The sequence below is a fragment of the Duganella sp. CF402 genome (genome assembly GCF_900109645.1).
Classification (GTDB): Bacteria; Pseudomonadota; Gammaproteobacteria; order Burkholderiales; family Burkholderiaceae_D; genus Rugamonas.
Genome location: NZ_FOBG01000001.1, coordinates 3,119,490 through 3,139,943 on the forward strand (window position 1 = coordinate 3,119,490; position 20,454 = coordinate 3,139,943).

Sequence of the window (20,454 nt, forward strand, 5' to 3'; positions counted from 1 at the left end):
CCCATATGCGGGACTTTCCCGCAATAAATTAAACAATCGATTTAGTTATATCATTTGTTTGAATTGTGTGATGTAATGCCGTCCATGAATCCGAAACCACTCCAACACGAATCCAGCCCGCCAGCCGAAGACGCCCGCAAGCCACGCTCGGACGGTGAGCAGTCGCGCGAGCGCCTGCTGCAGGCGGCCATGCGCCTGTTCGGCGAACAGGGCTTCTCGAAAACCTCAACCCGCGAAATCGCGCAGGCAGCCAACGCCAACGTGGCGGCGATCAGCTACTACTTCGGCGACAAGGCCGGTTTGTACCAGGCCTGTTTCACCGCCATCTGCACGCCGGCGGAAAACAACATCGCCATGTTCGACCAGCCGCATTTCACGCTGCGCGAATCGCTGCAGGGCTACTACCAGCAGATGATCGCGCCGCTGATGGGGGGCGAGGACGCGGAGGTGCTGCTGCGCCTGTTCTATCGCGAGATGCTGGAACCCACCGGCATCTGGCAGCAGGAGATCGAGAACAACATCAAGCCGGAGCACATGGCGCTGGTGGGAGTGCTGTGCCGTCATCTGGGATTGAAGAAGCCCAATGACAGCGTGCACCGCCTCGGCTACGCGATTGCGGCCATGTGCGTGCAGATGATGATCGGGCGCGACATCGTGGCGGTGATCACGCCGCACATGATGGCGTCGCCGCAGGCGATAGCGGAGTGGGCGCAGCACCTGACGGTGTTTGCCGAGGCCCTGGTCAATGCGGAAAAAACCAAACTTCAACAAGGGAAAGCATGAGTATCTTTTTACGCGCGACGGCATTGGCCGTCGCGGTGGCGCTGGGCGGTTGCGCCGTGCAGGGTCCGGCGAAGCAGGTCGATGCGCTGGCGCCCCGGCAGTGGCAGGCGCCGTTGCCGCACAACGGCAGCCGGGCCGATCTCGCCACATGGTGGCGCGGGCAGGCCGACGGTCTGCTGGTGGAACTGATCGAGTCGGCGCAGGCGGTGAGTCCGACTGTGGCGTCGGCGGCGTCGCGCATTGCGCAGTCGCGTTCCGAGCGCGTGGCGGCAGGTGCCGCGCTGGCGCCGAATGTGGATGCTGCCGCCAGCGTGAACCGTTCGAACCAGCAGTCGGCGCTGCCGATGGGGACTACCTCGCAGGCGGCCTTGAATGCGTCATGGGAGATTGATTTGTTCGGCGCCAACCGCGCGGCGCGCGATGCGGCGCAGGCGCGCCTGGAAAGTGCGCATGCAGGATGGCACGATGCACGTGTCTCCGTCGCGGCCGAAGTGGCGAACCAGTATTACGGCTTGCGCGCGTGCCAGCAGTTGCTGACGGTAGCGCAGCAGGATGCGGTGTCGCGCGCCGATACCGCCAAGCTGACGGAACTCAGCGCCAAGGCCGGCTTCCAGTCGCCAGCCAGCCTGTCGCTGGCGCGCGCCAGCGCCGCCGATGGCAACAGCCGCTACATCGCCCAGCGCGCAGCGTGCGACGTCGATGTGAAAGTGCTGTCCGCACTGACCGCGATCGCCGAACCGCAGCTGCGCCAGAAACTCGCCGCAGGCACGCCAGCGGTTGCGCCAGCGATCGCGATTGCGGAGCTGCCGGCGCAGACCCTGAGCCAGCGGCCGGACGTGTTCACGGCTGAACGCGAAGTGGCGGCGGCCAGCGCCGATGTCGGCAACGCGCAGGCGCAGCGCTATCCGCGCCTGTCGCTGTCGGGCTCCGTCGGCGTCGCCAACTTCCGCGCCGGCGGCGACAACACCAAGACCGACACCTGGACCATCGGCCCGCTGTCCGTCTCCGTGCCGGTGTTCGACGCCGGCCGACGCGCCGCCAACGTCGATGCGGCCAGCGCGCGCTACGACGCCGCCGTGAGCAGCTATCGCGCCACCGTGCGCAACGCCGTCAGCGAAGTGGAACAGGCAATGGTCAACCTCGACGCCACCGGCGCCCGCGCCGGCGACGCGCAAACCGCGCTGGAAGGCTACCGCGCCAACTACAGCGCCGTCGAAGACCGCTACAAGAACGGCATGGCCAGCCTGTTCGAACTGGAGGACGCACGCCGCACGCGCCTCGCCGCCGAGCAAACCGTCATCAACCTGCAACGCGAACGCAGCGCCGCGTGGGTAGCCCTCTACCGCGCCGCCGGCGGCGGATGGAATCCGTCCGCCCCCGCCCTCGCCGCCAACTAATCGCCAAAGCCAACTATGAAAACCAAACTCAAACCAGTCGCCTACCTCCTGGCCGCCGCTTTTGCCCTGGCAGCCGCCGGCATCGCCGCCTACGCCCCGGCCACGCAAGCGGCCGACGAGAAAAAACAGGACGCGCCGAAAGCCGCCCTCACCGTCACCACCACCAAACCCTCCGCCGCCAGCCTGCCGATCAAACTGGCCGCCAACGGCAACGTGGCCGCATGGCAGGAAGCCAGCGTCAGTAGCGAATCGAACGGCCTGCGCCTGACCGAAGTGCGCGTCAACGTCGGCGACGTGGTCAAAGCCGGCGACGTGCTGGCAGTCTTCTCCAGCGAGACCGTCAACGCCGACCTGGCCCAGGCCCAAGCCGCAGTCCACGAAGCCGAAGCCAACGCCGCCGACGCCGCCGCCAACGCGGCCCGCGCCCGCACACTGCAAAACTCCGGCGCCCTGAGCGCGCAGCAAATCAGCCAATACAACACCGCCGAGCAAACCGCCAACGCCCGCATCGCCTCCGCCAAGGCCGCGCTGGCGAGCCAGCAGCTACGCCTGAAATACACCAAGGTGGTGGCGCCGGACAGCGGCATCATCTCCGCCCGCAGCGCCACCGTCGGCGCGGTCTCCAACGCCGGCACGGAACTGTTCCGCATGATCCGCCAGGGCCGCCTCGAATGGCGCGCCGAAGTGGTGGCCGCCGACCTGCGCAACCTGAAGCCCGGCGTCAGCGCCGTGGTCAAAGCCGCCAACGGCAGCGAAGTCACCGGCAAGGTGCGCATGATCGCGCCGACCGTCGATCCGCAAACCCGCTCCGCACTGGTCTACGTCGACCTGCCGCCAAACGCCGGCAGCAAGGACGCGCCGTTCAAGGCCGGCATGTTCGCCAGCGGCCAGTTCGAACTGGGCAACTCGGCCGCCATGACCGTGCCGCAGCAAGCCATCGTGGTGCGCGACGGCTTCAGCTTCGTGTTCCGCCTCAACGCCGACAAACACGTCAGCCAGATCAAAGTGCAGCCGGGCCGCCGCCTCGGCGACCGCATCGAAGTGCTGGGCGGCCTGAACGCCGACACCCAAGTGGTGGTGCGCGGTGCCGGCTTCCTCAACGACGGTGACCTGGTCAGCGTCGTTACCGACACGCTGGCTGCGAAATAAGGAAGCACCATGAACTTCTCCGCGCTATCCATTAAAAACCCCATACCGGCGATCATGCTGTTTGTACTGCTGTCGCTGGCGGGCTTCATGGCCTACAAAGCCAATCCGGTGCAGGACTTCCCGGACATCGAACTGCCCATCGTGACCGTCACCGCGACGCTGGACGGCAGTGCGCCGGCGCAGCTGGAAACCGAAGTCTCGCGCAAGATCGAAGACTCGGTCGCCACCCTGCAAGGCGTGAAAAACATCTACACCACAGTGCTCGATGGCGTTTCCACCACCACCGTTGAATTCATCCTCGAGAAGAACATCTCCGACGCGGTGAACGACGTGCGCGACGCCGTGGCCCGCGTCAAGGCCGACATGCCGGCCGAGCTGCGCGACCCGAGCGTGACCAAGGCCTCTACCGCCGGCCGTGTGGTGCAAACCTTCACCGCCGCAGCAGCAGAAGGCCCCGGCGAAAAAATGGACGCGCAAGAAATCAGCTGGTTTGTCGACAACACCGTCGCCAAGCGCCTGCTGTCCGTACGCGGCGTGGGCGCAGTCAAGCGCGTGGGCGGCGTGTACCGCGAAATCCGCGTGGAGCTGGACGATGCGCGCATGGCCGCGCTGCGGGTCTCCGCGCTGGATGTGTCGCGCCAACTGCGGCTGGTGCAGAAAGAAGCACCGGGCGGCCGTGGTGACGTCAGCGGCGCCGAACAATCGGTGCGCACCATCGCCACCGTGAAAACGGCAGCCGAACTGGCCGCCATCGACCTGCCGCTGCCGGACGGCCGTCGCGTGCGTCTCGACCAGGTGGCCACCGTCACCGACACCGTATCCGAACCGCGCGCCATCGCCCTGCAGGACGGCAAAGCGGTGATCGGCTTTGAAGTATTCCGCACCAAAGGCGCCAGCGAAACCGAAGTCGCCAAGGGCGCACGCGAAGCCGTCGCCGAACTGCAAAAAGCCAATCCGAAAATCGTACTGAAACAGGTCATCGACAACGCCCATCCGGTCGAAGAAAACTTCGAAGGCTCGATGGAGCTGCTGTACGAAGGCGCCATCCTTGCCGTGCTGGTGGTGTGGTGGTTCCTGCGCGACTGGCGTGCCACGCTGGTGGCCGCTGCCGCACTGCCGCTGTCGGTGCTGCCGGCCTTCCTCGGCATCTACCTGTTCGGCTACACGCTCAATACCGTGACCCTGCTGTCGCTGGCCTTGGTGGTCGGTGTGCTGGTGGACGACGCCATCGTTGAAATCGAAAACATCGAGCGCCACCTGCGCATGGGTAAAACCCCGATGGAAGCGGCAATGGAAGCGGCCGACGAAATCGGCATGGCGGTGATTGCCACCACTTTCGCGCTGGTCGCCGTGTTCCTGCCGACCGCCTTCATGAGCGGCATTCCGGGCCTGTTCTTCAAGCAGTTCGGCTGGACCGCCGTGATCGCGGTGCTGGCGTCGCTGGTCGTTGCGCGTCTGCTGACGCCGATGATGGCGGCCTACCTGCTCAAGCCTGCGATCCACAAGGAAGAACAGGACGGCTGGCTGATGTCGCGCTACATGCGCGTGATGAAGTGGTGCCTGAGCCACCGCCTCGTGACCGCGAGTGCGGCGGGCGCATTTTTTGTTTGCTCGATCATGCTCGTCGGCCTGCTGCCGACCGGCTTCGTGCCGGCCGCCGACCGCGCGCAAACGCAGATCAACCTGGAACTGCCGCCCGGCTCCACGCTGGCCGAAACTCGCGTTGTCGCCGAACGCGCGCGCCAGGCTGCGATGGAAGTGAAACAAGTGAAGTCGGTGTTCAGCTCCATCGGCGGCGGTTCCAGCGGCGACGCCTTCGCACCGGGCGCCGCAGCCGAAGCGCGCAGCGCCGTGCTGACGCTGACCACCGTGCACCGCACCGAACGCAAGGAATCGATGGCCGACATCGAAGCCGAGATCCGTCACAAGCTGGACGCCATTCCCGGCGCCCGCTTCAAGGTCGGCCCGCCGGACAACGGCGTCAAGATGCAGCTCGTGCTGCGCTCCGAAGATCCGGTGGCGCTGAAAGAAGCGGCGCAAAAAGCCGAACGCGAACTGCGCACGCTGAAAGGCGTGGGCAATGTGCGCTCGACCGCCTCGCTGGTGCGTCCTGAAATCATCGTCAAGCCGGACTTCGCGAAAGCGGCGGACCTCGGCGTGACCGCATCCTCCATCGGCCAGACCGTGCGCGTGGCCACCGCCGGCGACTACGACACCGACCTGACCAAAATGAACCTGCCGGAACGCCAGGTGCCGATCCGCGTCAAGCTGCCGGACGCCGTGCGCGCCGACCTCGATGCCATCGGCCGCCTCACCGTGCCGGGCAAGAACGGCCCGGTACTGCTGGCCACCGTGGCCGAGATCACGATGGAAAGCGGCCCGGCGCAAATCAATCGCCTGAACCGCAGCCGCAACGTCACGCTGGAAGTGGAGCTGGGCAAGCGCGCGCTGGGTGAAGTGAACGATGAAGCGCGCGCACTGCCGTCGCTGAAAAACCTGCCGGCATCGGTGAAGATCGCGGAACTGGGCGACACCCAGGAAATGGCCGCGCTGTTCGCCAGTTTCGGCATCGCCATGCTGATCGGCGTGTTGTGCATCTACTGCGTGCTGGTGCTGCTGTTCAAGGACTTCATGCAGCCGGCGACGATTCTGGCGGCGCTGCCGCTGTCGATTGGCGGCGCCTTCGTGGCGCTGCTGATCACCAACAGCGCCTTGTCGATGCCGTCGATGATCGGCTTGATCATGCTGATGGGGATCGTGACCAAGAACTCAATCTTGCTAGTTGATTATGCTATTCTTGCGCGTCAGGCGGGCATGGGGCGTTTCGAAGCGCTGGTCGATGCCTGCCACAAACGTAGCCGTCCAATCCTGATGACCACCATCGCGATGGGCGCGGGCATGATGCCGCTGGCCCTGGGCTGGGGCGCCGACCCGAGCTTCCGTTCGCCGATGGCCATCACTGTGATCGGCGGCCTGATTACCTCGACGCTTTTGAGTTTGCTGGTGGTGCCTGCGGTATTCACCTACGTCGACGATCTGGAACACTGGATGAAGCGCGTGATGCGCAAGCTGCGCAAAGAACCGCCGGCCAAACAAGGAGACCTGCATGAAGTACGAAATAAAAGAACTGCCTGAAGTCCGCGTAGCCTACCTGCGCTACAAAGGCCCGTTCGGCGCCGCCATCGGCGAATTCTGGAAAGAGGTATTCACGCCGTGGCAGAAAGCCTTCGGTCTGACCGGCAAAGTGACCTACGGCGTGGCGCAGGATGACCCAAGCACTACGCCGGCCAACGAGTGCCGCTACGACGCCTGCGTCGAAGTGGCAGCTGGCTACGCTGTGCAGCCGCCAGCCAGGGAAGCCGTGATCCCGGCCGGCCGCTATGCAGTGTACGCGTTCAAAGGCACCGGCGCGGAAGTGCCGGCGGCGTGGGGTGAATTCTTCGGCCAGCTGCACGCCGAAGGCAAAGCCGATGCCGGCGCCTGTTTCGAACGCTACCCGGCCGACTACGCGATGGATCCCGCCACCGGCGTATTCGAATCCGAACTCTGCATCCCGGTCAAGGCTTAGTCCAGCCGCCGCCCATGACGCGGTACAGGTCCACTGAGGCCACCAGTATCCGCGTCTTCAATTGCAAGCGCCCGACGTCCGCGTTGTACAGCGTGCGTTGGGCGTCCAGTTCTTCCAGATACGAAGCGTAGCCGTTGTTGTAGCGGTTGTGCGCGATGCGCAGTGTTTCGGCTGCGGTGGCGCGGCGCGCGTCGTTCTGGATGGCTTGCTCTTTCAAGCGCACGATGGCGCCCAGGCTGTTGTCGGTTTCCGCAAACGCGGTGCGCACCGCATTTTCATACGCATAGATGGTTTGATCGCGCTGCGCCGCCACGGCGTCGGTTTGGCTCTGTACACGGCCGCCCTCGAACACTGGCGCGGCCACTGCGCCGGTCAAGCGCCACAGCGCGGTCGGCGCGTTGACGAAGTCGTGCCACTTCAGGTTTTGCACGCCGCCCACCGCCGTCAGTTTGAACGATGGCAGCAGTTGGTCGCGCGTCGCTTGCAGGTTGGCGTTGATGGCGATCAGGTTGTATTCGGCGCGCGCGATGTCGGGACGGCGGCGCAGCAGTTCGGATGGCAGTCCTGCCGGCACTGAAGGCGCTTCCAGCTGCGCCAGTTCAACGCCGCGCGCGATCGGGCCGGGATTGCCGCCGGTGAGGATGGACAGCGCGTTTTCCTGCTCGAAGATGGAGCGCTTCAGTTGCGGCACCTGTTCGGCGGTGGTCTGGTATTCGGCCTGTGCTTGCAGCCATTCCAGCCGCGAGCTGTAGCCGACGTCGAACTGTTTCTTCGCCAGCCGTGCGGATTCCTCGCGCAGCTTGAGCGTGGCTTCGGTCAGCGCCAGCTGCGCATCGAGGCCGCGCAGGTTGAGGTAGCCCGATGCGACGGTGGCGGCGATGGACAGCGCGGCCGCGTCGGCGTTGGCTTGCTCGGATTGCCAGGTGGCGGTGGCGGCGTCGGTCAGCGCGGCGAGGCGGCCCCACACGTCGACTTCATAGCTGGCCTGGAATTCGGCCTGGTAGACGTTGGTCACGTAGGGCACGCCGTTGTAGGCCAACTGGCGCGTGCGGGTTGGCGCGCTGTCGACGATGACGTTGGCTTTCTGTCCCGCCGCCGTGACGCCAACCAGTGCGCGATACTGCGCCACGCGGGCGCGGGCGATGCGCAGGTCGCCGTTGTTCTCCAGCGCCCTGGACACCAGCGAGGTCAATGCGGGATCGCCAAAGCCCTGCCACCACTCGCGCGCCACCGGCCCGCTGCCCTGCCCCTCGACCGCGCTGCGCCACGCCGCCGGCTTCTGCACGCTGGATGCGGGCGGAGGCGGCACCGTCGCCGCGCATCCCGCCAGCAGGGCGACAACGATCGTCCCCGCACCGCGAACGCGCCAGCCAGTCGCGCGGCGCCGCGTCATGGCTTGGCTCCGGCGACCGCCGGCGACTGGCTCGTGTCGCGCACCTGCACCGAGGTGTCGATGCTGACGATTACCGACATGCCCGGCGCCAGGCGGCGCGCCTTCGCCTGTCCTGCATCGATGCGGATGCGCACCGGAATACGCTGCGCGATCTTCACGTAATTGCCGGTCGCATTATCGGCCGGCAGCACGCTGAACTCCGAACCGGTGGCCGGAGAAATCCGCTCCACCACGCCGGTCAGCTGCGCGCCATCGAGCGCATCGACCTTGAACGTGGCCGGCTGCCCAACCTGCACATTATTCATCTGCGTCTCTTTGAGATTGGCGATCACCCAAAGCTGCTTCGGCACCAATCCCATGAGCTGCGCGCCGGTGTTCACATACGCGCCCTTGCGCACCGTGACCTGCCCCAGCTGCCCATCTTCAGGCGCCACGATGCGCGTGTTATCCAGATCCACCTTGGCCGCCTTGAGCGCCGCTTCCGCCGCCGCCACCGCCGCCTCCAGCGACTGCTTGTTCACCGCCACCGAGCGCACCTGCTGCTTCGCGATTTCCAGGCTGGCGCGCGCCTGCGCCACCGCAGCTGCTGTCTGCGCCTTCGCCGCCTTGGAAGAATCCTGCTCGCGCAAAGACAGCGAACCATCCGCCGCCAGCGAATCGACCCGTTTCAAATCCGCCACCGACTTGGCCGCCTGCGCTTCCGCATTCGCCAGCGTGGCCTGATTCAGCAACACGCCCGCCTCCGCCGTGCGATGCGACTGTGCCCAGTTGTCCAGCGCCGCCTTTTGTGCCGCCAGTTGCGCCACCGCCTGCGCATAGCGCTGCTGGTAAGTGCGGTCGTCGATCTGCGCCAGCAAATCGCCCTGCTTCACGTACTGGAAATCCTGCACCTTCACATCCACCACATAGCCGGGCAACTGGGTGCCGATCAAAGTCACCTGCCCGCGCACCAGCGCATTCTCGGTCGAGACGATGGCGCTGCTGAACGGCGGCAGCCGCCACGCGTACAGCACAATCAGCACGCCGACCAGCGCCACCAGCGAAAACACAATAGTCGAAATAATCTGCGCACGCCGGTCCGGTGCCGGTGCGGTGGGCGCCGCTGCCGCAACCGCTGCCGCCGCTGCTGCCGCAGCCACCGCCGCTACGCGGGTTTCAGAAGAAGATGCATTGTCCGGCGTATTTTTATCCATGTTATTCAACGGGATCCAGAATTATTGAGAGAGACATTCGCCATGCCGGTCTGCGCATTGTGCGCAGGCTTCGGCTGGCACACCACACACACCGTCCACAGATGACGCCCCAGCAGCCACGCCATCGTCAGCAGCGCCAGCACGGTAATCGCGAGGAACACGTCGTTGTAGGCGAGGATGTTGGCTTCCCGCGTGGCCACGGCTCCCAGCGAGGCTACACCGCCGGATTGAACGCGCGCCGCCACCTGCGGGTCCAGCAGCGTGAGATGGTCGACCAGGATGCTGGAATGGTACTTCTCGCGCCACACCTGGAAGGTGCCGGTCAACGCGGTGCCGAGCAAGCTGCCCAGGGTTTGCGTGATGCTGAACATGACCGAGAAGCTCACCAGATTATTCGGCGCCGCGATCACCGCGCCAAAGCCTGAGACAAAGGTCGGCCCGACAAACATCGCGCCGCCAAAGCCGAGCAGGAACTGTGAGACGTACAAGTCCGATGGCCGCGTGAGATTGGTCGCATCGGAATCCATGTAGGCGCCCAAGGCCATCACCGCCAGCGAAAAGATCATCTGCACCGGAATGCGCGCCGGCGTGATGGTGAGCGCGCTGACCACCATGCCCGCAATCGCGCCAAACATCACGATCCACCACAGTTCCAGCATCTGGTCGTTGTTGAGGCCCAGCGCCTGCAGGAAGCCCACCGTGCCGCTGGCCTCAGATTGCACCACGCGGATCAGCAGCACCGACAACGCCAGCCGCGCAATATTCGCATTGGTCAGCCAGCGCGTATTCAGCAGCGGGCGCGCGCGGTTATGTTCCACCGCCAGCGCCGCTGTAATCAGCACGATGGCGCCGATCAGCGCATAGCCCAGCCAGCGCGACTCCAGCCACCATACCGTGCGGCCCAGCGCCAGCACCGCCGACAGCAGCGCCACCCCGGGCGCGAACAGGCCGAAGGTGACGAAATCCATTTTCTCGAACGCCTTGATGCGGTCCCCCGGCGGCAGCTTGAGGAACAGCACGCAGGCCAGCGACAGCAGCGCCAGTCCCAGCTCGAAGAAATACAGGCCGCGCCATTCGGCGATCTCCATCAGCTCCGACGAGAACAGGCGCGCCATCGGCGTCGCCAGCTGCGAAAAGCCGATGCCCAGCACCACGCCCTTGAGCCGGTGCTCGGCCGGGAAGGCTTGCAAGCTGTAATACAGTCCCAAGGTGGTGAGCGCCGCGCCGCTCATGCCGTGCGCCGCGCGCACCGCGATGGCCGATCCCAGTCCATGCACGAACAAGTGGGCCACGGTGGCCACCGCGTACAGCACCAGGAACAATTCGGTGAACAGGCGCAGGCCGTACTGCTGGCGGAATTTGACCAGCAACAGGTTCATGGAGACATTGGCCATCACGTAGGCGGCCGGCAGCCACTGGATCTCGGCCGAGTACACGCCCAGCGAGCCTTGCAGATAAGGCAAATTGACCGACACCAGCGCGTTCCCAAGACCGCCGGTAATCGCCACGATGAAGCCGACCAGCAGGAAGGCGACGCGCTTTTCAAATACGTGATGCGGCGTGGACGGCGATCCCGGCAAGGTAGGTCGCTCGTGCGGCTGCCATACTTGGGGGGCGTAAACGTCCATGCGTCATGGTGAGAAGAATAGGCGGTATGGGGAGCATATCACTATGCTCCCCATTATTGAATCTTTCGATGGTATAGGGTGGAGTTACAGCGGGGCGGCGTCGGTTTCGCGGCGGAAGTCGCGATGGCTGGCCAAGGCCTGCTTGAATTCGGCCAGCGCGCCATCCAGCGCACCGGTGGCGGCGTGCCACAAGGCTGGATCGGGTGAGCCATCCTGCAGCGCCGCCGGCACGCCGGCTGCCGTCAGCAGATCGCTGCCGGCTCCCAGCGCCAGGATCGGTTTGCAGTGGCGGTATTGCAGGCGCACGAATTCACGCGCATCGGCGTCGCCGCTCAACATCGCTGCGCTGGAGGCGCCATCGGCAATAATCACCGCGTCGTACAGCACCGACGGGCCGGCGTCGATCGGGATCTCGACATCCACCCGGCTGCCGTCGGCCGCCACCAGTTGCCCCAGCTGCGGCGCCACCACGCGCGGCGCGGCGCCGGCGGCCAGCAGGTCGGCGTAGACCGTCTGCAGGCTAAGCGCATCGACGCCATGCGCGGCCAGGATGGCCACCTTGCGCGCCTTCACACCGACCGCGCCCGGACGCGCCAGCAGCGACAGCGCCGGCGATGGCTGATAATGCGGCGACGGCGCGTCGGTCGCCAGCGGCATCGCTTGCGGCACTTCCAGTCCCAGTCCCTGCGCCACGCCTTCCACCAGGATCGGATCGACATTGGCCAGCATCGACAGCAACCGCAGGCGCACGGCCGGAGTCTGCACCCGGCTCAATTCAAAGCGGAAGGCGTTGACGATGTGCGCCTGCTCGGCCGGCGTCTGGCTGATCCAGAACAGGCGCGCCTGCGCATAGTGTTCGGCGAACAGCTCGGGCTTGCCGCGCACCTTGTCTTCCGGCGCTTGCTGTACGCGGCTGAAGGCCGTGGAGAAGCCCGCCATGCCGGCCTGGAACGGACAGCCGCCGCCCAGCGAATTCGGTTCGTATGCCACGCGTCCGCGATGCACAGCCTGGCGATGCATGCCGTCGCGCTGGTTGTTGTGCACCGGCGCCAGCGGCGCGTTGACCGGGATCTCGTGGAAGTTAGGCCCGCCCAGGCGGCTGATCTGCGTGTCCAGATAGGAGTGGATGCGCCCCTGCAGCAGCGGGTCGTTGGTGAAGTCGATGCCGGGCACGATATGCGCGGTGCAGAACGCCACCTGCTCGGTCTCGGCAAAGAAGTTATCCGGATTGCGGTTCAGCGTCATCTTGCCGACCGCGCGCACCGGGACCAGTTCTTCCGGCACGATCTTGGTTGGATCGAGCACGTCGAACGGGAAGGCTGCCGCTTCTTCCTCGGTGAAGATCTGGACGCCCAGTTCCCATTCCGGATACGCGCCCGCCTCGATGGCTTCCCACAAATCGCGCCGATGGAAGTCCGGATCGGCGCCGACGATGCGCGCCGCTTCGTCCCACACCAGCGAGTGCGTACCGGCCACAGGATTCCAGTGGAATTTGCAGAACACCGATTCGCCTTGCGCGTTCACCAGCCGGAAGGTATGTACGCCAAAGCCCTGCATACTGCGGTAGCTGCGCGGGATGGCGCGGTCGGACATCTGCCACATCAGCATGTGAGTCGACTCAGGCATCAGCGAGACGAAGTCCCAGAAGGTGTCGTGCGCGCTCGATGCCTGCGGCATGGCGTGGTGCGGCTCCGGCTTCACTGCGTGCACCAGGTCCGGGAATTTCATCGCGTCCTGGATGAAGAACACCGGCATATTATTGCCGACCAAATCCCAGTTGCCTTCATCGGTGTAGAACTTGACGGCGAAGCCGCGCACATCGCGCACGGTGTCGGCCGAACCGCGCTCGCCGGCGACGGTGGAGAAGCGCACGAACACCGGCGTGCGTTTGCCGGCGGCGGCAAACGGCGCGGCGCGCGTGATGGCGCTCAGGTCCTGATAGCTTTCAAAGTAGCCGTGCGCCGCCGAACCGCGCGCATGCACCACGCGTTCCGGTATGCGCTCATGATCGAAATGCGTGAGCTTCTCACGCAGGATGAAATCTTCCATCGCGGTCGGGCCGCGCAGGCCAACCTTCAGCGAGTTCTGATTGTCCGCGACCGGCACGCCCTGATTGGTGGTCAGGCGCTGCTCGCTGCCATCGGCACGCACCCGGTCCAGATGGCCGGCCGGGCAAACGCCCACTGGCGGCGCGCCGTTGCCGACCTTGTGCGAGGCGTTGTTTTCGCTGGCGGTACTCGCGGTGGCAGCGGGATGCGGCACCGGACAGGTGGCGCCCGGCTGCGGCGTGCGCGCGGCATCGCCATGCTCGCCTTCCTTGTTGGCGTTGAACGCCATGCCGGCCGCCGCTTGTTGGCCGCCGGCCACTTTGTCGAGCAACACTTGTTCTTGCGGGCTGGCGCCGCCCAGACTGTCCGGCGGTGCGGCCGACGATGGTCCCGAAACGCTGCTTAATACGGAACCGGCCCCCATGACGGAGGCCGGTGTTTTTTTCTTGGTTGCCATGAATATCCTTTAAACGCTATTGGCGAACGGCGCCCGGCGTGAGGCGCTACCGTTCGCCCGGCAGCGCTAACGGCCGGGCAAGAGACTTATTTGCTGCTGCGCGAACCCAGCAGTTTGGAAATGCCATAACCGGCGGCAGCCGCCACCAGCACCGAGATCACCGGGCTGGCGCGCACGTGCTCGCGGCTCGATTCGGTCAGGGTACGGCAGCTTTCGGCCAACTGCTTGCCACGCGCGGCCAGGCGCTCGGAGGTGCTTTCCACGCCGTCGGCGACTTTATCGACACCGGTGTGGGCTTGTGCGCGCAGGCGCTCGGCGGTCGGCGGCACCTGATCAGCCACTTTATCGATGGTGGCGTGAGCGTCGGCACGCAGGTCTTTGCCGATCTGGGTGACACCGTCGCGGGTGTTGTTGATTTTGGTCTCGGTAGTGTTATCCATGATGGGATCCTCTCGTTGTGTGTGTACATGGCAGGAGATGTGACGATAGGCCGACCGGACGTGCTTGACCGTGCGGGAGCTAACAGTGACGAAAATGCGCCTTGCTATGTGAAATGGCACACGGACGCGGCTGTCCTTGCGGCGCATGCTATCGGTAGCCTGCTTTTAGCTTACTTCTGGAGAACTGCATGTTTCCCATCTCATCCTTGACACCGCCTGCAGCAACCTCTGCGGTTAGTAATGCTGGCATCAATGCAGTGGACACGGTCTCCGATGCGCCGCCGGCGCCGTCGGTGGCGGTTGACCTGTCTCCTGTCGCGAGTTTCTTGCTGTCAGTGGACAATGCACGGGAACAGCTGTCCAGCACGCAGGAGACGGGAGCGCAGCGGGCCGCGACAGTGAATGCTGCTGTCCAAGATGTGGTGGATGCGTTTAATCTGCTGCCGTCGGTGGATTTTGATCAGGGAGCAGCGCAGCAGGCGTCCCTGCTCAACAATCTGGTTGGCAGCCTGAATCAGAATGATGGCGGCAATTCGCAGGCGCAGAATCTGGCGCAGCTGGGCGTGACTTTGCAGCCGCCGCTGTTGTCGGACCTGACGGGCGGGCTGTCGCTGGAGCCGGAAGTGCTGCGGGCGGCGGTCAATGCAAACAATGAGCAGACCACCTCGACGTTGCAGAATACCTTGAATACGTTCCGGCAGATTGCGACGGATTTTGCGGAGCAGTTGAGTTCCGCCGGCAGTTCGCAGATTCCGGGGCTGAATCCGGAGCAGCAGCAGGCCTTGACGCAGGAGGACGTGGTCGCCAACGCGCGGCTCGATCTGGCCCGGGCGGCGCTGGATAATCTGGCGCAGAATCCACTGCCACCGACCGCTGCGGACCGGCTGGCGGCGCAACGCGCGCAGCTGGAACAGGCCGGCAATGCACAGCAACAGCCGATACCGTCGCCGATCGTGAATCAGCAGCTGGCGCAGCAGGGCAACCAGCAAGTGGCGCAACAGAATCAGGCGGCGCTGAACCAGCAAATCCAGCGCGGCAATTTCCAGCAGACGCAAAGCGCGCAGCAACTGCAGGCCACGCTGCAAGCGCAGCGGACCGACGCCACGCAGTTGGCGGCCCAGACGCAACAGGTGCAACAAGCCGGCGCGGAACAGCAGGACGCCAGCGCCGAGACGCAGCAGGCCAACACCGCGCAGTCGGCGGCCGAGCGGGCGCGCGCCACTGCCCAGGCCCAAGCCGTGCGTCAACAAGCCACCAGCAGCGTGAACTCGGCCAATGTCGCCGCCCAGGTGGCGCAGCAGCAGGCCGTCGCCGCGCAGAATGCTGCGCAAAGCGTGGTCATTCCAGCCAACGCCACCGCTGCCCAACAAGCCGAGGCGGCACAAAACGCTGCCGTGCAAGTGGCGATCGCCAACGCGGCCGCGCAGGCCGCAGCGGTGCAGGCGCAAGCGGCACAAAACGCCGCCGATGCGATGGCGGCCCAGAACGCCGCTGCCAACGCCGCTGCCGCACAGGCTCGCGCCGCACAGAACAACGCCGGCAACGCCGATGCCGCCACCACGGCGGCCACCGTCGCGGCCCAGCAAGCCGCTGCCGCACGCGAGACCGCATCCAGTCTGGCCGCCGCCAACGCAGCTGCGGCCAACGCGGCGCAACAGGCAGCGGCCGCAGCCAACGCCGCCCAGCAAGCAGCCGCTGCACAACAGGCCGCGACGGCCGAACAAGTCAGCGCCGCCCAGGCCGCCGCCGCGCGCAACGCCGCCAATGCACCGACCGATCCCCTGCGCGCCAACCCGGCGCTGGCCGCCGCGATTGCCGCCTACAACATCAACGACCTCGCCGGCACCAACACCCGCGCCGCCCAAGCTGCCAGTAGCGCCATCCCGGCGGTCGGCGCCGTGAACGGCCCAGCGGCAACCCGTACCATCGGCACCACACCTTAAGCGCTGCCGGCTGACAATTTGCACGGCTAGCGCCGCTGCGGCGCCGCCCGGGCCAGCACAGTTCGGTGCCGGCCGCCAGCCGCGCCGCGCATTGCTTTTCCGGCATGGCGGCTTTTTTCTGCAATAATCGGAGGCATGCCCATGACCATGCCACCATTGCGCCACCTGATCACGGTTCTTCTGCTGGCCGCCTTGCTCAGCTGCACCCTCGCGCCGCGTGCCGTCGCCGGCCCGCCAACCATCCCCCTGATCATCGGCGACACGCTGGATGAACAAGGCAAGCCCAAACCTCTCAGCCCTTTCAAGCGCAAGCTGCTGGACGCGGTGGAGCGTGAACTGGGCGTGGTGTTCGAGTTGCGCATGTACCCGTGGGCACGCGCCGAACGCTATGCGGTGGACGGCGCAGGCCTGATCTTCGGCCTGCCGAAAAACGCCGACCGCCTGCACGCCCTGCGTTATTCCGACGTCGCCGCCTACAACAAGCTGTGGATCGTCACCCGCAGCGACGCCACCTTCCGCTTCAACGGCATCGAGGACTTGCGTGGCAAATCCATCGGCGTGGTGCGCGGCTATAACTACGGCGCGGAAGTGGAGCAGGCGCGCGCCAACAAGCTGTTTCGCACCGATGAAGATATCGCCTCGCGCGGCACCCGCCTCACCCGCCTGATGCTCAAGCGCGTCGACGCCGTGCTGCTGTTTCAGCCCAGCCAGCAAACCGCGCGCGAGGTCGAGACCGAGGTGAACACCTTCATGGCGCCGCGCCTGCGCGCCATCGGCGCCGCCGCCAACGCCAGCTACAGCGTGCTGCCCAAGCCATTGTCCATCGACGATGGTGTCTTTTTCGCCATTGCCCGCAGCAAGGACGACGGCATCATCGACCGTATCAACGCCGCGCTCACCCGGCTGCACCAGCACACACCGAATTAAATTTTGATTACCCACCCTCAACACGCACGATAATATTCTGCGATTTTGGGGATAATCACCGCATCATTAAAAACCGCAGTTCGAATCAGGAGATCGCATGAAACTGAAGCACACCGCCGCCGCACTGGCCCTGTTGGCCGCCTTTGGCGCCCAGGCGCAAGACACCGTCGTCAAGATCGGCCATAGCGGCCCGCTGTCCGGCTCCCAGTCCTTCTCGGGCAAGGACAACGAAAGCGGCGCGCGCCTGGCGGTGGAAGAGCTGAACGCCAAGCCGATCACCGTGGCCGGCAAGAAGCTGAAATTCGAACTGCTGTCGGAAGACGACCAGGGCGACCCGAAGGCCGGCGTGGCCGCCGCCCAGAAGCTGATCGACAACGGCGTGCGCTATGTGGTCGGCCCGTACAACTCGGGCGTGGCGATTCCTGCCTCGCGCGCCTACAACGACGCCGGCGCGCTGATCGCCACCGTGGCCACCAATCCGAAACTGACGCAGCAAGGCTACAAAGGCCTGTACCGCGTGAACGCCAGCGATACCCAGCTGGGCTCCAAGATGGCGCTGTACGCAGCCAATGAGCTGAAGCTGAAGAACGTCGCCGTGATCGACGACCGCACCGCCTTCGGCCAGGGCGTGGCAGAAGAATTCAAAAAGCAGGCCAAGGCCGCCGGCATGACCGTGGCCGGCCACGAGTTCACCAACGACAAGGCATTCGACTTTACCCCCATCCTGACCAAGCTGAAAACCAAGAAGGTGGAAGCCATCTTCTTCGGCGGCTATGCACCGCAAGCCGCGCCGATGGCGCGCCAGATGAAACAGCTGGGCATCAACGCCAAGCTGCTGGGCGGCGACACCATCTGCACCGCTGAAATGGGCAAGCTCGGTGGCGACGCCGTCGGCGATAACGTCCTGTGCTCGCAGGGCGGCGCGATTTTGGAGAAGTCCTCCAGCGGCCCGGCCTTCAAGGCCAAGTTCAAGGCCCGCTTCAAGCAGGAAGCTGACGTCTACGCGGCCGCCTACTACGACGCCGTGATGATGTACGCACAAGCGATGCAGAAGGCGAATTCGGTCGACGCGCAGAAGGTGCAAGCGATCATCAGCGCCGGTTCGTACCAGGGCGTGGCCGGCACTTACGCGTTTGACGCCAAAGGCGACATGAAACAGTCGCCAGTGACCATCTTCACCTTCAAGGCCGGCCAGCCTTCGGCGCTGACCAGCTATTAATACGCTTTGAAGTTGGCGCTCACGCGCTGCTTCAGATAAGCGTCCGCACTGATGGCCGGGTACTTCTTGCCCGGCCCTTCAATCATCACATCGCGATTGGCCTGGCAGAAGAACGCCAGGCTGTAACGCGGCCCCTGATACTCATGCGGCAGCGGGTTCTTCACGCGATGAAAGTTGGACGGCAGCTGGTCGTCGCTCCAGCGCATCAGCATATCGCCGATATTGCAGGTGATGACATCGTCGGCCGGCTCGATGCTGGTCCACTCCTGCGCATCCATCTCCTTGCCGGGGCAGACCTGCAGGCCGCTCTGGTTCTTCTGCTGGAACAGCAAAGTAAGGCAATCGAAATCGGTATGCGCGCCGGCGCGCCACAGATCCAGCTTGTCTTTCATCGACGGATCGATGGCGTAGTAATGCAGCAGCCGCAAGGTGCTCTGGTAGCTGGCCTGCTGCGGATCGTGCGCCCGGGTGAAGAAGTCACTGTCGAATCCCAGCTTGTCGGCAAAGCAGGACAGCAGGCGCATGCCGACCTGCCAGCACTGCGCTTCGAATTCCAGCATGGTTTGTTTGAAACCCGGCAGCTCTTCCTCGCTCGGCCACAGCACCTCCATGTGCGGGCGCGTGATCTGGTAGGACTCTTTCTGGTCGGCGGTGCCGGTCGACGGACGTACTTGCGCCTTGCTCTCCCAGCCGGCGTTGTCGGCCTTGCGCAGCGGGTACTTGGACTTCACTGATTCGGGCAGCGCGAAGAAGGCTTCGGCAGCGGCGAAGGCGCCACGCACTTTCGCCAGATCGATGCCGTGGTTGCGTACCTGGAAAAAGCCCACGTCCACCGACGCGGCCCACAGCTCGTCGGCGATTTGCGCCTTGCGGGTGTTGAAGTCGGAGAGATCGATGCGGCGGATTTCGCGCTTGCCGGTTTCGGTGCCGAAGGTGCCCATGCGGGCTTCTTTGTTCAGTTCATTGAGTGCGTACATAAGCGTTCCTCTTGAATGGATGTTGGATTCAAGAGCAATTCCCTACCGGCGGGCGCCGGCTGAACGCTTATACTCTTGCGGCTTGAAGATGCAATTTACAGGCCAGCGAAAAAGCGCACATTTGCAGCGCGTGCGCACCATTTTCGCCGCAACGCGCATCACACTGGTGCGTCGCACATACCATGCGTGGGCAAAAATCGTGGCACAGGATTTGCATCACAGGAGGGCAAGAGTATAAGCGTTCACCTGCGGTCCGCCGCAGTCGGGAAATTGCTCTTGAAGCTGCGCCAGTGCGCATCTTCAGGAGACGCTTTATTCTTCATGAAGGTGTGATCGCAGGCGCGTTATCAACGCTCTCTGAAAAGACCATCATGCGACTGCTCACCTTATGCCTTAGCCTTTGCCTCAGCATCCCTGCGCTGGCTGCCGACAAAGTCACCTTCCTCACCTCGTGGTACGCACAAGCGGAACATGGCGGCTTTTATCAAGCCGTCGCCACCGGCATCTACAAGAAGTACGGCCTCGATGTCACCATCCGCATGGGCGGCCCGCAAGTCAACGGCGTGCAAATCCTCAGCAGCGGCCAGGCCGACTTCCTGATGGGCTACGACCTGCAAGTGCTGAAGAGCGTGGAAACCGGCGTGCCGATCACCACCGTCGCCGCCAGCTTCCAGAGCGAACTGCAAGGCATGATGACGCACGATGACGTCAAGAGCCTGGCCGAACTGAAGTCGCGCACCGTGCTGGTCTCCACCTCCGGCCGCACCACGTGGTGGCCGTGGCTGAAGAATAAATACCAGCTCGATGAAGCGCAGTCGCGCGTCTACACCTTCAACCTGCAGCCCTTCTTTGCCGACCCGCGCTCTGCGCAACAGGCTTACGCATCGTCGGAAGTCTTCGCTGCCAACAAGGGCGGCGTGAAGACGCGCTTCTTCCTGTTCGCCGACGACGGCTATCCGCCATACGGCACCACCATCGTCGCCATGCAAAAGACCGTGAAGGAAAAGCCTGAACTGGTGGCGCGCTTCGTCAAGGCCTCGATGGAAGGCTGGAAAAGCTATCTCGCCAATCCCGCACCGGGCAATGCGCTGATCAAGAAAGACAACCCGGCCATGCAGGACGACCAGCTGGCATGGGGCGTGGAAAAGCTCAAGGAGTACAAGATGATCAGCAGCGGCGACGCCGCCACGCAAGGCATCGGCACCATGAGCGACGCGCGCTGGCAAAAGACCCGCGACTTCATGGTCAGCACCGGCCTGTTGAAAGCGGACGTCGACTGGAAAAAAGCCTACACCACGCAGTTCGTCAAAGACCTGCGCGTGATGCCATAAA

General features: G+C 64.6%; 15 protein-coding genes. 9 read left to right on the plus strand and 6 right to left on the minus strand.

Going from position 1 to position 20,454, the window contains the following annotated elements:
- Window positions 1-84 precede the first annotated feature (84 nt).
- From BMZ70_RS13995 to BMZ70_RS14015, 5 genes are read left to right on the plus strand one after another with little or no spacing between them, the layout of a single operon-like run.
- Entirely contained in the window at window positions 85-783 is a 699-nt protein-coding gene (locus BMZ70_RS13995) for a CerR family C-terminal domain-containing protein (RefSeq protein ID WP_092277837.1), read from the plus strand.
- On the plus strand, window positions 780-2,180 hold the full coding sequence (locus BMZ70_RS14000) for an efflux transporter outer membrane subunit (protein ID WP_092275212.1): 1,401 nt from the start codon (window positions 780-782) through the stop codon (window positions 2,178-2,180). Before BMZ70_RS13995 ends, BMZ70_RS14000 begins: the two co-directional genes overlap by 4 nt.
- A gap of 15 nt (window positions 2,181-2,195) precedes the next feature.
- Window positions 2,196-3,329 (plus strand): efflux RND transporter periplasmic adaptor subunit, encoded by a 1,134-nt coding sequence (locus BMZ70_RS14005; RefSeq protein WP_092275215.1) that lies wholly within the window; start codon window positions 2,196-2,198, stop codon window positions 3,327-3,329.
- A gap of 9 nt (window positions 3,330-3,338) precedes the next feature.
- Window positions 3,339-6,464 carry an efflux RND transporter permease subunit gene (locus BMZ70_RS14010; RefSeq protein WP_092275218.1) on the plus strand — a complete coding sequence of 1,042 codons (3,126 nt, stop codon included), beginning with the start codon at window positions 3,339-3,341 and terminating at the stop codon, window positions 6,462-6,464.
- Window positions 6,436-6,897: an AraC family transcriptional regulator gene (locus tag BMZ70_RS14015; RefSeq protein WP_092275221.1), complete on the plus strand. Its 462-nt coding sequence runs from the start codon at window positions 6,436-6,438 to the stop codon at window positions 6,895-6,897. Before BMZ70_RS14010 ends, BMZ70_RS14015 begins: the two co-directional genes overlap by 29 nt.
- On the opposite strand, the gene BMZ70_RS14020 is transcribed toward BMZ70_RS14015, so the two are convergent.
- From BMZ70_RS14020 to BMZ70_RS14040, 5 genes are all read right to left on the minus strand, one after another.
- Complete coding sequence (locus BMZ70_RS14020) at window positions 6,887-8,290, minus strand: efflux transporter outer membrane subunit (protein WP_092275224.1); 1,404 nt, start codon at window positions 8,288-8,290, stop codon at window positions 6,887-6,889. The two genes, BMZ70_RS14015 and BMZ70_RS14020, sit on opposite strands and share 11 nt — an antisense overlap.
- Window positions 8,287-9,483, minus strand: coding sequence for an HlyD family secretion protein (locus BMZ70_RS14025; RefSeq protein WP_092277839.1), 1,197 nt, complete (start codon window positions 9,481-9,483; stop codon window positions 8,287-8,289). The genes BMZ70_RS14020 and BMZ70_RS14025 overlap by 4 nt, the downstream gene beginning before the upstream one ends.
- Window positions 9,484-9,488: 5 nt before the next feature.
- Complete coding sequence (locus tag BMZ70_RS14030) at window positions 9,489-11,111, minus strand: MFS transporter (protein WP_092275227.1); 1,623 nt, start codon at window positions 11,109-11,111, stop codon at window positions 9,489-9,491.
- 84 nt (window positions 11,112-11,195) lie between these two features.
- Window positions 11,196-13,616 (minus strand): catalase, encoded by a 2,421-nt coding sequence (locus BMZ70_RS14035; RefSeq protein ID WP_092275230.1) that lies wholly within the window; start codon window positions 13,614-13,616, stop codon window positions 11,196-11,198.
- An 86-nt stretch (window positions 13,617-13,702) separates the two neighbouring features.
- Window positions 13,703-14,056 carry a hypothetical protein gene (locus tag BMZ70_RS14040; RefSeq protein WP_092275233.1) on the minus strand — a complete coding sequence of 118 codons (354 nt, stop codon included), beginning with the start codon at window positions 14,054-14,056 and terminating at the stop codon, window positions 13,703-13,705.
- A gap of 257 nt (window positions 14,057-14,313) precedes the next feature.
- Here BMZ70_RS14040 and BMZ70_RS14045 point away from each other — a divergent pair, with 257 nt between their 5' ends.
- The 3 genes from BMZ70_RS14045 (at window position 14,314) to BMZ70_RS14055 (ending at window position 18,145) form a co-directional block, all read left to right on the plus strand.
- Window positions 14,314-15,999 (plus strand): hypothetical protein, encoded by a 1,686-nt coding sequence (locus BMZ70_RS14045; protein WP_130300770.1) that lies wholly within the window; start codon window positions 14,314-14,316, stop codon window positions 15,997-15,999.
- A 141-nt stretch (window positions 16,000-16,140) separates the two neighbouring features.
- Entirely contained in the window at window positions 16,141-16,926 is a 786-nt protein-coding gene (locus BMZ70_RS14050) for a substrate-binding periplasmic protein (RefSeq protein ID WP_229205404.1), read from the plus strand.
- Between the two features lie 97 nt (window positions 16,927-17,023).
- A complete protein-coding gene (locus tag BMZ70_RS14055; RefSeq protein WP_092275239.1) occupies window positions 17,024-18,145 on the plus strand; it encodes a branched-chain amino acid ABC transporter substrate-binding protein in 1,122 nt (373 codons plus the stop codon).
- On the opposite strand, the gene BMZ70_RS14060 is transcribed toward BMZ70_RS14055, so the two are convergent.
- Entirely contained in the window at window positions 18,142-19,122 is a 981-nt protein-coding gene (locus BMZ70_RS14060) for an isopenicillin N synthase family dioxygenase (protein WP_092275242.1), read from the minus strand. The two genes, BMZ70_RS14055 and BMZ70_RS14060, sit on opposite strands and share 4 nt — an antisense overlap.
- A 371-nt stretch (window positions 19,123-19,493) precedes the next feature.
- Between BMZ70_RS14060 and BMZ70_RS14065 the strand changes: the two genes are divergently transcribed.
- Entirely contained in the window at window positions 19,494-20,453 is a 960-nt protein-coding gene (locus BMZ70_RS14065; RefSeq protein WP_092275245.1) for an ABC transporter substrate-binding protein, read from the plus strand.
- Window position 20,454: the final 1 nt, after the last annotated feature.